Origin of the sequence: Marivirga atlantica (assembly GCF_016734805.1) — a bacterium.
Classification (GTDB): Bacteria; Bacteroidota; Bacteroidia; order Cytophagales; family Cyclobacteriaceae; genus Marivirga; species Marivirga atlantica.
In genome coordinates this window covers 19,569-32,719 of record NZ_JAERQG010000002.1, presented here as the reverse complement: position 1 = coordinate 32,719, position 13,151 = coordinate 19,569, and the positions used below count along the sequence as shown (strand labels likewise).

Below are 13,151 nucleotides of genomic sequence, written 5' to 3'. Positions count from 1 at the left end.
CTAATAAATTTAGCTTATGTCAACACATGAAGAATTTAAGAAATCTTCGAAACAAAAATTAGAGGAACTCTTAGCTAAGTACGAAGAAGTAAGAGTAACTGCACGGCAGAAAGCCAGCGACAGACAAGAAGAATTCAAAAGACATATTGAAGAACTTGATAAAGCAAAGGCCGAACTGGAGGAAAAATGGAATAGAGTACAACACTTTGGTGATGAAACGGCCGAAGAACTAAGCAATGTATTCTCCGCCTCTGCCAATGCTTTTTCTAAGAGCGTGGACGATGTCAAAAGTAAACTTGAAAAATAGATAACAGGCCGGGAAACCGGCCTTTTTTATGACTTCATAAACTATCAACCACATCAAAATGAATAACTTATCTATAAAAATAGTTTTACTGTTAACGCTATTTTCTGCTCAATTTCTTAATGCCCAGGAAATCAATAGAGACAAACTCGATAAATTCTTCAGCGCAATAGAGGAGAATAACGAGGGATCAGGTAGTGTAGCTATTATGAAAGATGGTAAGCTTCTCTATCAAAATACGTATGGTTTTAAAAATTATGAAGATAGCTTAAGACCTACAGTAAACACTCAGTTTAGAATAGGTTCAATAACTAAAACTTTTACGGCCTCCTTAATAATGATGGCTGTTGAAGAAGGCGAACTGGAATTAAATAATAAACTTTCAACTTACTATCCCGATTTCGAAAATAGTGACAGCATTACTATAACGCACCTATTACAACACAGAAGCGGGTTATATAACTTCACCAATTCTCCCTTTTTCGCCACTTACATGACTCAGGAGAAGACAAAAGAAGAGATGCTCACAATTTTACAGTCAGGGGAGATACAATTTCAGCCCGGTGAGAAGTATGAATACTCTAATACCGGCTATGTTTTATTGTCCTTTATTCTGGAGGATGTTTACAACCAACCATTTGAAGAGTTACTTAATGAGAAAATAATTGAACCGCTGAATTTAGAAAGAACGGCTTTTGAAAAAACGATTAACTTAAATGATGATGAGGCTTTATCCTACATTAAAACAACAGAGTGGATCAAAGCCCCTGTTACCAATATGAGTATCACCATGGGTGCAGGAGCAATATCATCTACAGCTGCGGAAACATGTAAATTCTTTGAGCATTTATTTTCAGGAAAACTCGTATCAGAAAATTCTTTAGCAAAGATGACTGCCATGACTGATAACTATGGATATGGTCTTTTCAGCATGCCTTACAACAATGATTTTGTTATTGGACATACTGGAGGTATTGATGGTTTTCAAGCGGTTAGTTGCTATAACCCTGATGATGGCCTTTCGGTAACTGTACTTTGTAACGCTGTAAGCTTCTCAAGAAATGAGATTCTATTAGGGCTACTTAATGCTTACTACAATAAACCCTATGAAATACCTGACTTTAAAGCTACTGTTAATGTACCAGAAGAAACTTTAAAAGCATACGTTGGTCTTTACACTTCTGAAAGTTTCCCATTAGATATAGAAATAAAACTTGTTGAAGGCCTATTGCAAGCACAAGCTACCGGACAATCAGCCTTTCCACTTACTGCAACTGATGATAGTACCTTCGTATTTAAACCAGCTGGAATTAAAATGATTTTTGATAGCCCAAAAAACGAACTTAAATTAGAGCAAGCTGGAAGAGCTTTTACATTAACTAAAGAGTAGTCTTTACGCAAAAAATATATGGTTCAACAATTAAAAGAATATGTTGATTCTCCTATCCTTCTTTTTTTAATCCTTTTAATAGCATCCGCTATTATAGGATTAGTTGTTCGTCTCATATTTTTTGGGGTACTATCTTTCGTGAGTAAAAGAAGTAATAGGAAGACCATTAAAAGTTTAAAAAGCAGGTTTAACAGCAGTCTTTTCATGTTTGTGCCATTGCTGTTTATGCATGCTTTTCTCAGAAAAACAGGTATTCCTGACGACTGGATTCAGGTGATCAAACCTATTCTAAATTCTCTGATAATAGCATCAATAGCCGTAGTAACTATCAGGCTTCTATTTTTTGTGCAAGATTTACTCTTCCTCAGGTTTGACATAAAAAAAGAAGATAATGTAAGAGAAAGACAGATAATTACTCAAATCATCTTCTTGCGCAAGATGGCAATGTTCGTTTTAATACTATTGGCTGTGTGCGTTATTTTGTTACAATTCGAAGGCGTGAGAAAATACGGCAGTACGATACTCACCTCTGCTGGTATAGCAGGTGTAATTCTGGGACTTGCCGCTCAGAAAACAATTGGAAATCTATTGGCAGGTATACAAATAGCTTTCACCCAGCCTATTAAAATAGATGATAATGTAGTTGTTGAGGGTGAATGGGGCTGGATAGAAGAAATTAACCTCACCTATGTAGTGGTAAAAATTTGGGATAAAAGAAGATTGATTTTGCCCATCACTTATTTTACTGAACAAACCTACCAGAACTGGACTCGTAACAGCTCTGACATTCTAGGTACTGTATTCTTGTATATGGATTACACTATTCCTATAGACGAGGTACGAAAACAGTTTGTAAAAATTTTAGAAAGCACTCCATTATGGGATAAAGAAGCACAGGTGCTTCAAATTGTAGATAGCACTGAACGCTCCATGAACATCAGGCTTTTAATGTCGGCAAGAAATGCACCTCAAGCGTGGGATTTAAGGTGTTATGTACGTGAAAAAATGATAGTTTATATTCAGGAAAATTATCCTGAGGCGCTTCCAAAATCTCGAGTTAGTCTTGAAAAACTCGATGAATTAGAGAGAAAGGCTTAAGTAAAAATACTTAAACCTCTCTTTTAATTTTACTGGTCTAACAAATCGTTAAGCAGGTCTCTAAATTCAGTAGATTGATACATAGCCTGACCATTATGACCAATTCCCTCCACAATAACCTGCTTACTGTTATTATCAGGGAACTTCTGATTGATAAAATAAAACATATTCTCCCCTCTCTGATAGCGGGTTGAACCTAAGAGTACGGCTCCGCAATCTGAAGTGTTTAAAGAAGGATCACTTTGATTTCCATTACCTAACAAATAATAAACCGAACGATTTGTAAGCTGATTATTCAAAGTTGCTTCCGTTGTATTTGCCAGGTAATTAGGAATTGAGTTAAAGCCGAAAGGCCAGAAATCATAACTTCCGCAATCTGTGGGTTCATAAAGTTCATTACTGTTTTCATTAACTCTTTCAGAACCTGGATAATAGAAATACTGGCTATTGGCTACTATATAATCGAATGAAGTCGAGGTTAATTGATTTTCAATTTTATTAGCGGTAGCATAAACATGTGTAAATAAACCACCAGATGAATGACCCGTAACTAGCACTTTTGACAGATTATTAGCCTTTCTTGCAATTCTAGCTATAAGTGAGTCAACTACCTCAAAAGAACTTATACGTAATCCGCTTTGTGCATCAGTACCCTCTCTCCAATTATTACTATTCCAGTAAAGCTCATTTTGTGCTGCCTCTGAATCATCTTTAAATTTTGGAGAAATAAGCAATGTGTTTTGCATCGCACCAACCTCATTAAGCGAGTTTATCATCCACTGAAAATACTCATCATTATTTCTGTTAGCACCATGAACCAGAATTATGGCTTTTTCAATTTGATCAAGGTTAACTTCTTCATCTATAGGATAGTTAGCGTAATAATCAAGACTGTAGCTTTCTCCGGCATCTTCGAAAATTAGCTGACCTAAGCAATCACTATTAGCTGATGTACATGCTGCAATAGTATTTGCATTGGTTTTTACTTCAAAGTTAATTGGTTCAGATAAAACTTCACCCCTAGCACCTAGCGCTGATTCTTCAATAGAAATATTGAAAGTTTCACTTGGCTCCAGTTCAAGATTAATAGTTACTCTTGTATTTGCATTTCCATAACTAAAAGAAGAACTACTGGCTGAAGGAGAGATATTGAAGCTGTTTTCGAACTTTTTAGTAGCTATTGCGGCATCAAACGTTATAGTTATATTCGGATTGAGTCCAACCTCATTTTGTCCATCAGCAATTGAAGATCCGTCTGCGGTAATTGATAGCACGTTTAGTTGGCTAACCGAATTATCATCATCTGAGCAGCTAAAACATGCTAGCAGTATAAAAAAGAATAAGAGTTTATCTTTTATCATAGCTATTATTAAAAGTGGATTAGACATGAAAAAGTTTGCCCATTCCTTTAAAATGAGAAATGGGCAAACCAATAATTAAAATTTAAATATTATTCACAGAATGGGTAAAAGCATGAGGCATCTGAATTTGTGTTAGCATTAGTGGTACAACCTGCACCAGAGAATTCAAATTCTGCCCCAGGTACAGTTCTATATCCAAAGCCATCAGCATATTCCCAAGACTCACCTGTGCCGTCAACACCAACAACACCTAAAGTATCTAATGGAATTGCATTTTCTGTAAATACCAAAGCATCATCACCATTACTTGTTACATCTCCGCTTGTGTATATAGTGAATCCATCATCACAAGTTCCGAAATATGCCCCCACATTGCCAGCTTCAAAATCCGAATCTCTTACTACCAGAATATCATCACCTTCAGCAGCTGATTCAGACGGTAGTCCAACAATTCTAAAAGGTGGGGCTCCCGTACCATTATTGTAAATCTCCACCGCCCAATCACTTAAGTCATCTATATCCTCTAGTGCTTCAAAATGATAAGCTCTTATTCTAAGGTCAGAAGTTTCAGGACTTGTTTCTATTTCCATTGCTCCTTTGAATAATAAATCAGAGGCAATTAAAGGATAAATACAGGCAGAATTTTTAGAAATAGTAGAGCCTGATGCACAATCAACACCACCAGTTCTCCATTCACCTCCTAATTTATAGGCCCAAGAGCCAGAATACTCCCATGACATATCCGTTCCATCAATATTTACATCACCATAGGTATCAATAACAGCTGTTCCACTGTATAACTCTATGGCATCATCACCATTTTGAGTCATTGCATCAGTTGAAATAACATGCTCAAACTCAGCAGCACCATCTCCAAAATAATTCAATAAGGCCGCATCATCACGAGCCAGAAGCACATCTTCACCAGCCGCTACGGACATTTCCGGGAATCTATATTCGATACTGTCTGAGCCTCCACCATTATTAGCAACCCCAATACCATAAACACTAAGATCTGCAATATCTGCGATAGCTCTCAAGTGGACTGCCTTTCCTGAATTATTATCTGTTTCTGTAGCCCATCTAATAGCCATAACACCTTTAAGGGTTAGGTCAGTAAAGACATCGTTATCTACAATAGAGAAATTTAGTGGCTCCGTTGTATTATCCACACCATTTTCTACACTGACAATACTCACCTGAATATTTTCTGCTCCTTCAGCAATTTCATCATCAATGATATCCAAACTTACCGAGGCAGATAGTTCACCCACTGGAACTACAATGGTTGTTGCACCTAAAGTAAAATCTTCACCAGATGAAGCTTCACCTGTAACCTCTATATTAACAGAGACATCTGCCGTTGTAATTTCACTCAAGGTGGCAGTAACAACTGTTGAACCACCCTCTTCAGGATTGGCATTGCTCGTGGACAGACTCACATTAGGTGTAACAAAAGGCTTAGTGGTAAAATTGAGAGAGAATTCGTTTTCCAGTGTTTCACCAGAAGCACCATAACTACCAAGAGGCAGGCTTAGACTATATTCACTTTGATAATCTAATAAGGCAAATTCAATTGTTGCCACTGAGTTAGTACTGTCATAGCTAATATCGAAATCTGGGCCACCTGAAATTGATAGACCGTTATTGATTGCATCTGTATTAACCTCATGCGAGAAAACCACATTTAGTTGTAATTGATAAGCGGAAATGCCTTCAATCCCACTTTCAAGGCGGGTTTCCTCATTGCCTTCTATTGCGGTTACTTTTAGTATACTAAATTGATCTGAACTGAATGTTTCATCAGCAAAATCATCTTCTTCTGTACAGGCACTGATCAATAAAAATGCACCTAATACAAAATATAACGAGTTTAATAATTTTTTAAACATAGCTGTATTATTTAGTCTGTTAAAATATTCGTTGATTTAAAGGCCTCAGGGAAGCCTGTCATATCTATATCCCATAAAATAGGGAGTAATAAATAAGTAGCGATGGTAATCAGAAAGATGGAAATAAAATTTAGTACAACTCCTGATTTCACCATATCCGGTATTCTTAAATAACCCGAACCGAACACTACTGCATTTGGCGGAGTGGCCACCGGCAGCATAAAAGCACATGAAGCTGCCACAGTTACACTCACCATAATTACAAGAGGATTCACATTAAATGATAGTGCCATTGGGGCTAATATTGGTAATATCATTGCCGTAGTAGCCAGATTTGAAGTTATCTCTGTCAAGAAATTTACTAAGGCCACTAATACCAGAATTAATAAAATGATATGCAGGTTATTGAGCTGACTCATTTGCTGTGCAATCCATTCTGCCAAGCCAGTTGAAGTGAAACCTTTAGCTAATGCCATGCCGCCACCAAATAGTAAAATAATACCCCAAGGTAAATCTGTAGCTTCTTCCCAGGTAATCAGCTTTCGTTTTTTATCCTTTGATGGAATTACAAAAAGAATAATGGCCGATACCATAGCAATAATGGTATCATCAATGGCTGGTAATACTTTTTCAATAAGTGATCTACTCATCCAGGCGATAGCTGTGAAAATAAAAACGGCTAAAACACGCTTTTCCTCAAAGCTAATTTTACCAAGGCTCTTTAGCATTTTGGCTATTTCAGCCTTACCACCCGGCAAGCTTGTATTTTTAAATTTGAAGGCGACTTTAGTCAAGTATTTCCAGCAAATGAATAGCAATACAATAGATATAGGTAAACCAAACTTAATCCAATCAACAAACATTAATTCATAACCATATATCTCTTCCAATATGCCCGCTAAAACTAAGTTTGGCGGTGTACCGATAAGAGTAGCCAATCCACCAATGGATGCGCTGTAAGCAATTGCCAACATCAAACCTTTCCCAAGATTGCTCGACATAGCCTCATCTTTACTGGCATCTTTAAACTGTTTCACCACTGCAATACCAATAGGCAACATCATCACTGAAGTAGCTGTATTTGAAATCCACATTGACAAGAATGCAGTAGCTACCATAAAGCCCAAAATGATTTTAGAAATATCAGAGCCTATGATGTTGATAATGTTCAAGGCTATTCTTCTGTGCAAATTCCATCTTTCGATGGCTATGGCAATCATAAAACCACCCAGATACAGGAATATGTATCGATGACCGTATGCTACTGTTGTATCAGCCAATGGCACAGCTCCGGTTAAAGGAAATAGTATGATCGGCAAAAGCGCAGTAACCGCAATTGGCACCGCTTCTGTAACCCACCAGATAGCAATCCAAATTGTAGTTGCTAATACATGAAATGCTTGCACATTCATGCTTTCTGGTTTCCCAATAACTTCAAGAATAATAAAAACTATCGGACCTAAATAAAGAGGTAAAATTCGTTTTATTCTATCCATTATTTACCTCGGGTTTGAAAGTGATCAACAACATCTTGCATAAATTCCGCATCATTTCCACTCATAATTGATAAATAAAGTAGCTCTCCATCTCCATCCGTTTTAGATATTCTCTCTTCTAACCCGTGTGCACTTTTACCTGTTAAATAGCTGTAAAATGCGCAGGCCGTTAAATAAGTACCAATGGTAGAAGGGTGACTATCATCAGGATCATAAAGTCTGAGATCAGCTCTCTGATCAAGAGCCATAGACCAAATTTCACCAACATGAACAACATCAAGCTTATGCTTTTCAGCAAGTTCATGATAGCCTGACTTTATCTGATCAATCATCAATGGATTAAATGATCTTGCCCATGTTTCATAAAGTACAGGCCTTGCGCCTGTTGACTTTACCAGTTCAATCAACTTATCACCATATTCCATGAATTGCTCAAGATCATTGATGGTACTCTTACTATGGTTTTGAAGTACTACCACGTCCCAATTGCCATCTTCAATTATTGATCGAGATTTTAAACCTTTATCGCCTTCCCAATGCTGCTTCCAGTTGGTTCCTCCTGCGGTAGACTTTCTGGCAATCATCGCATAGTCATTAGACCTTGCCATTGTTTCTACCATTTGTGGCAAATTCCAGAAATAGGTGTAGCTATTTCCTACAAAGAGCACTCGGAGCGTATCTTTATTATTAGACTTTTGCCCGAATACTGATCCAACGAACAAGCAAAAGACAAGTGTTAAGATATTTTTTCTAAACTGTCTCTGCATATAATTATTGATTTACGGGTGTAGCATCAAACAAATTAGGCAGCGGACGAGGTATGTTCTCGTTTCTGTCTATTTCAGATTGCGCATAAATGAATCTCTGCGGTAATTCAGAACCTGTGTTAGGCTGTACATTAACGCGCACATTGGTTTCATTTAATGTTCTTCTAACATCATTGAAGATTTCAATTTGAGTGAAAAGCGTGATATATCGCTCTTCCAGAATTTCTCTTAACAGTGCATCATCAGCGCTTAAACCATCTTGATTTTCCATGCCACCTGCTGCGAAATCAGCTGCTGTATAGGCATCGTACTGTATGTTATCTGGATTGGCATCATCCCATAGATAACCTCCGGCATCCATAAACGCTCTAAAGTCATTAAGATGAGATAAACCGGTATTAAAACCTTCCGATCTGAAACCTGCTTCGGCAAGAATTAATAAGTTCTCCTCATAAGTAACAATTGGTGATGGTGTTGTTTGTCCACCAAAAGCACCATCAGCAGGGTTGGGCTGAAAGCCATTATCATTAGTCGAGAATAGATAATTAAAACGTGCTGTTTCGTTGGTTTTTGCATTACCTCTATAATTAGCAAAGTTTGGACTTACAGAATTACTTGGTGCCACAAAACTCACAATAAAATCGGATATTATAATGTCATCACCTTGAGTCTCATTCTCCCATAATTGCCAATTTAGGTTTGAAGCTTCCAATGCGGAACCGTATGGAGCACTCATGTTATTTGTTGCAGAAGAAATACCATTTTGAGCAGCTGCATAGGCATTAGCATATTCACCTGTATGTATATAGAATCTAGCTTTTAAGGTATAAGCAACCTCAATCCATTCCATGGGTTCTCCATTAAAATAGATATCCGAACCTGTCGCAGGTCTTCCTCCACCAGCTTCCAGGTTTTCAATAGCATCATCTAACAAAAGCTGAATCTTTGCATAAACATCAACCTGATTTTCAAAATCTGGATTCTCAATGTCTATGTCAGCTAATTCATCAAAAGGAATATCACCATATAATGATGTTCCACTACCTAAAGCAAGTGCTTGATGAACTTGAGCAATACCAATGGTAATTCCAGATATACCAACATCTGTTGCCAATTCTTCTGTTAAGCGAGCATTTCTGTAACTATGGATAAAAAGGTCATCCCAGATAGCATCAAAATCACCGGTAGTAATGGAGTATTCATTGTATCCCCCATATTGTCTGGCTGTGCCCGTATGTGTACCTCCAAATATTCCTGCAAGGCGGGCCGTTTCACCATTTTGTAAAATTATCTGACCTACTCCAGTAGTAGTTAAAACACTTTGATAACCTGTTTGCGTAGGACTATCAGGATCGATATTTATGTTACCATCTTCACCATCTACCAAATCGGTACATGAAAATGATATGAATATTAGAAATGTAAATAATATGTTTATATACGTTTTCATCTTAGTTTATTTTAGAAGTTAAGCTGAACTGAGAAAATGTATGATTTAGTAGCTGGGTTGTTGAAATAATCAATACCTCTTGCTGCACTAACACCTTCAAGATTGGTATCTGGATCATTACCCTCAAAGCCTGTAAATAATAGCAGGTTTCTACCTGTTGCTGATAATTCGATAGATTGAAAACCTTTATCTTTTAACCACGGATTCGACAATCTATAGGAAAACTCTATTCTTCTTAGCCTTGTCCAAGAACCATCTTCTACATAAAGCTCATCATTACCCGAACCGAAGAATCCACCATCAGCTGTATACCATGACTCTGTTAAAGCAACTGGCCCAGCACCGAAATCTTCTACAACTCCTCTAAAAGTAGTGCCTGCAGGAATTACATTCCCATCATAATCTAATAGGTTTTGAGAAGCTGTGGTCTCAATTCCTGAGGCTCCCCACGTACCTAAGTCATACAATACGGATTTAGTACCAGCATAAATATCTGCACCCTGATAAGTTTCTATTAAAAATGATAGACCAAAATTTTTGTAGGTTAAATTGGTAATCATTGAACCTCTCCAATCTGGATTTGGGTCGCCAATTACGCCATCCTCCTGGTCTTGCTCAGGAAAGCCATTTTCATCGAATACTATATTACCATTGTCATCTCTTAAGATTCTCGATCCAAACAAAACGCCTAACGGATACCCTTCGATAACGCTTGATTGCACAGCACTCAATCCACCCAGACCAAATCTTTCAGCCCCTGCTAAGTCCTGCACAAGGTTTTCATTTCTTGAATAAAGGAAATTAGTTGTCAGGTTTAAATCACTAGTTCTTAAAATATTAAGGCCCAGATCCACTTCATATCCTTCATTATTAATAGTAGCTGCATTGGCAACAGTTCTATCAAAACCTCTTGTATTTGCTAAGGGCAATGAAATAATAAGATTTTCCGTTGTATTATTATAATAAGTTGCACTTAGCGAAAATCTATCATCAACAAATCTTAAGTCAGTTCCGATTTCAAATTCCTTTTTTCTTTCAGGTCCCAGAAAAGGATTACCCCTTTGAACACTTTGTGTGAAACCACCATTACCATACAATCCAACATTTAATGATCCACCTAAACCATCACTATAGTTTGGCTGTACAATTTCACTGTTCGTATTATATCTTCCAGGTGCATTACCTACTTCTCCATAAGATCCTCTCAACTTACCAAAGGATAATAAATCTACATCTAGCAAATCATCAAATTGCCATGCCGCACTAACGGAGGGAAAAAGAACATTTTGATCTGCCCTATCACCGTATGTAGAAGATGCTTCATTTCTTAAAGTACCAGTCAGAAAAATATTATTGTAAGCTTCAATTGTTAGCTCACCATAAAAAGCAGCTCTTCTTTCTTCTCCTGCAACAGAAGTAACACTTCTATTTTCCGGCAGTGCATTATCCATATCTCTTGTACGACCAGCTACATCTGCAAATTGTATAAAATTGGTTATCTCACTTCTGGAAGTTTCTGACTTCCTCTGACTGTAATTGAAACCAACCAATAATGAAGCATTGATGTCATCAATTATTTTCTTATTAAAGCGACCTATCAAGTCAGTATTTAGAACCAGATTTTTTCCCAGCTCCTTCTCATAAAGTCCAGTTCTAAATCCTCCGGCTGCTGAGCCTGGTGTAAAAAATTGACTTCTGGTTTCTGAGGTAATGTCCAAACCAGTTCTAGAAATTAACTCGAACCATTTCACAGGTGAGTAGGTAAATTTGAAATTATTAATGAATCTATCAACCAGGGCTAAATCTGATTGCTCGTTAATTGTCCATAAGGGATTATTATAACCAGCGTTTCCACTACCTAATGGATTTCTATAAGACCTATGTCGATTGAGAGTAGGAGTACCATCCTGATTTGGATAGTATGATCCACGATAACCAATATTATTGAAATCAGGCGATGTTCTTAATAAGCCTAAATACAAACCAGAAGATTGTGCACCTCTTCTAATTCTATTCGAATTAGTTCTGGTATAACCAATATTGGCATTTAAAGTGAAGTTATCACTTAATAGTTTCTCAACGTTCAGCCGTGTACTGGTCCTATTATAATCAGAATTATTTTTAATGATACCCTGCTGATCCAGGTTACTTACATTAAAATAAACATTTCCTGTTTCGTCTCCTGCTGTTAAGCTAACATTATTCTCAAAGAAATACCCATTTCCGAAAACCTGATCAAAATTATCATCTACATAGGTCTCTTTTGAATTTTTGGATAGAATAGGATAATAAACTCTTCCGTCTTGATCAACAAAATACTCTCCTGAAGTATCAAATTCATCTGCTTCTCCTGATCGCTCGGATATCTTATCTCCCCAACTACTTCTCACTCCACTTTGCCACACACCGTTGCTACCTTGACCAAATCTTTCCTGAATAGGATATCTTCTATTAATTTGATCTAAAGAGTAAGTTGATTTCACACTTACTTTTAATTTTTCATTGTACTTACCAGATTTCGTGGTAATAACAATTGCACCATTTAAGGCTAAAGTTCCCCACAAAGCTGCGGCAGGAGCACCTTTCAACACGCTAATATTCTCTATATCGTTGGGATTTATATCATTCAAACGTGATTGTTGGGCAATTTGACTTGTACCGCTGCTGCTACTATTTATGGGTACACCGTCAACAATAATTAAAGGCTGGCCATCCCCTCCTAACGTTGACGCCCCTCTAATTTGAATGTAAGCACCTGCTCCAGGATCACCCGAATTACGAGTTATGTTAACACCAGTAGCTTTCCCTGATAGGGAATTAATTAAATTAGGTTCAGCGGCCTTAACTATTTCTTCATCATCTACTTGTGAGTTCGCATAACCTACTTCATCTCTGTCAACCTTAAATCCTAAGGCTGTTACTACCACTTCATCAAGTTCCTCAACATTAGGTTCCATTGAAATATCAATAGTTGATCTTCCATTAACAGCAACACTCTGTGTTATAAAACCTATAAAACTAACTTTTAAGACAGCATCATCCTGCACATTCTGCAATGCATAGTTACCATCAAGGTCTGTTACGGCACCATTGTCAGTACCTTTCTCCAAAACGGTTGCACCAACTATTGGCTCACCACTTTCATCGGTCACTTTACCTCTTACCTCACCCTGACTGAAAGCATTCGATATGCTAAGCCAGCAGCTCAGTAAAAAAATAAATAGTATTTTAGTAAACTTAGACATATAAAAAGATCATTTAATTGAACATTTAATTTGTACTTATAAGATGCAATCGTTTGCATGTTGATCTCAATATATAGTGAATTAGATAAAAGCTTGGTGGTTTGATGATTTATATCAATATTTAAAGAAATTTAACGACTTTCAACGG

Annotated in this window: 9 protein-coding genes; 3 read left to right on the top strand and 6 right to left on the bottom strand. The window is 37.1% G+C overall.

Going from position 1 to position 13,151, the window contains the following annotated elements; all coding sequences use genetic code 11:
- Nucleotides 1-16: 16 nt before the first annotated feature.
- Genes JKP34_RS07580 through JKP34_RS07570 form a run of 3 tightly spaced genes read left to right on the top strand, consistent with a single transcriptional unit; the run spans nucleotide 17 to nucleotide 2,792 of the window.
- Nucleotides 17-307 carry a sll1863 family stress response protein gene (locus JKP34_RS07580; protein WP_201919426.1) on the top strand — a complete coding sequence of 97 codons (291 nt, stop codon included), beginning with the start codon at nucleotides 17-19 and terminating at the stop codon, nucleotides 305-307.
- A gap of 58 nt (nucleotides 308-365) precedes the next feature.
- Entirely contained in the window at nucleotides 366-1,694 is a 1,329-nt protein-coding gene (locus JKP34_RS07575; protein ID WP_201919424.1) for a serine hydrolase domain-containing protein, read from the top strand.
- An 18-nt stretch (nucleotides 1,695-1,712) separates the two neighbouring features.
- Nucleotides 1,713-2,792: a mechanosensitive ion channel family protein gene (locus tag JKP34_RS07570; protein WP_201919422.1), complete on the top strand. Its 1,080-nt coding sequence runs from the start codon at nucleotides 1,713-1,715 to the stop codon at nucleotides 2,790-2,792.
- Nucleotides 2,793-2,821: 29 nt separating this feature from the next.
- On the opposite strand, the gene JKP34_RS07565 is transcribed toward JKP34_RS07570, so the two are convergent.
- From JKP34_RS07565 to JKP34_RS07540, 6 genes are all read right to left on the bottom strand, one after another.
- The gene (locus tag JKP34_RS07565; protein WP_201919420.1) at nucleotides 2,822-4,153 is read right to left on the bottom strand and encodes an Ig-like domain-containing protein; all 1,332 of its coding nucleotides are present in this window, start codon (nucleotides 4,151-4,153) and stop codon (nucleotides 2,822-2,824) included.
- Between the two features lie 89 nt (nucleotides 4,154-4,242).
- On the bottom strand, nucleotides 4,243-6,045 hold the full coding sequence (locus JKP34_RS07560) for a hypothetical protein (protein ID WP_201919419.1): 1,803 nt from the start codon (nucleotides 6,043-6,045) through the stop codon (nucleotides 4,243-4,245).
- An 11-nt stretch (nucleotides 6,046-6,056) separates the two neighbouring features.
- Nucleotides 6,057-7,541, bottom strand: coding sequence for an SLC13 family permease (locus JKP34_RS07555; protein ID WP_201919417.1), 1,485 nt, complete (start codon nucleotides 7,539-7,541; stop codon nucleotides 6,057-6,059).
- Nucleotides 7,541-8,308 (bottom strand): SGNH/GDSL hydrolase family protein, encoded by a 768-nt coding sequence (locus JKP34_RS07550; protein WP_201919415.1) that lies wholly within the window; start codon nucleotides 8,306-8,308, stop codon nucleotides 7,541-7,543. Before JKP34_RS07550 ends, JKP34_RS07555 begins: the two co-directional genes overlap by 1 nt.
- 4 nt (nucleotides 8,309-8,312) lie before the next feature.
- Complete coding sequence (locus JKP34_RS07545; RefSeq protein WP_201919413.1) at nucleotides 8,313-9,758, bottom strand: SusD/RagB family nutrient-binding outer membrane lipoprotein; 1,446 nt, start codon at nucleotides 9,756-9,758, stop codon at nucleotides 8,313-8,315.
- Nucleotides 9,759-9,769: 11 nt separating this feature from the next.
- On the bottom strand, nucleotides 9,770-13,003 hold the full coding sequence (locus tag JKP34_RS07540; RefSeq protein ID WP_201919410.1) for a SusC/RagA family TonB-linked outer membrane protein: 3,234 nt from the start codon (nucleotides 13,001-13,003) through the stop codon (nucleotides 9,770-9,772).
- Nucleotides 13,004-13,151 lie beyond the last annotated feature (148 nt).

Bases quoted from the DNA above. Each gene is read 5' to 3' on its own strand.
- JKP34_RS07580 (WP_201919426.1), top strand. From the start codon at position 17: ATGTCAACACATGAAGAATTTAAGAAATCTTCGAAACAAAAATTAGAG.
- JKP34_RS07575 (WP_201919424.1), top strand. From the start codon at position 366: ATGAATAACTTATCTATAAAAATAGTTTTACTGTTAACGCTATTTTCT.
- JKP34_RS07570 (WP_201919422.1), top strand. From the start codon at position 1,713: ATGGTTCAACAATTAAAAGAATATGTTGATTCTCCTATCCTTCTTTTT.
- JKP34_RS07565 (WP_201919420.1), bottom strand. From the start codon at position 4,153: ATGATAAAAGATAAACTCTTATTCTTTTTTATACTGCTAGCATGTTTT.
- JKP34_RS07560 (WP_201919419.1), bottom strand. From the start codon at position 6,045: ATGTTTAAAAAATTATTAAACTCGTTATATTTTGTATTAGGTGCATTT.
- JKP34_RS07555 (WP_201919417.1), bottom strand. From the start codon at position 7,541: ATGGATAGAATAAAACGAATTTTACCTCTTTATTTAGGTCCGATAGTT.
- JKP34_RS07550 (WP_201919415.1), bottom strand. From the start codon at position 8,308: ATGCAGAGACAGTTTAGAAAAAATATCTTAACACTTGTCTTTTGCTTG.
- JKP34_RS07545 (WP_201919413.1), bottom strand. From the start codon at position 9,758: ATGAAAACGTATATAAACATATTATTTACATTTCTAATATTCATATCA.
- JKP34_RS07540 (WP_201919410.1), bottom strand. From the start codon at position 13,003: ATGTCTAAGTTTACTAAAATACTATTTATTTTTTTACTGAGCTGCTGG.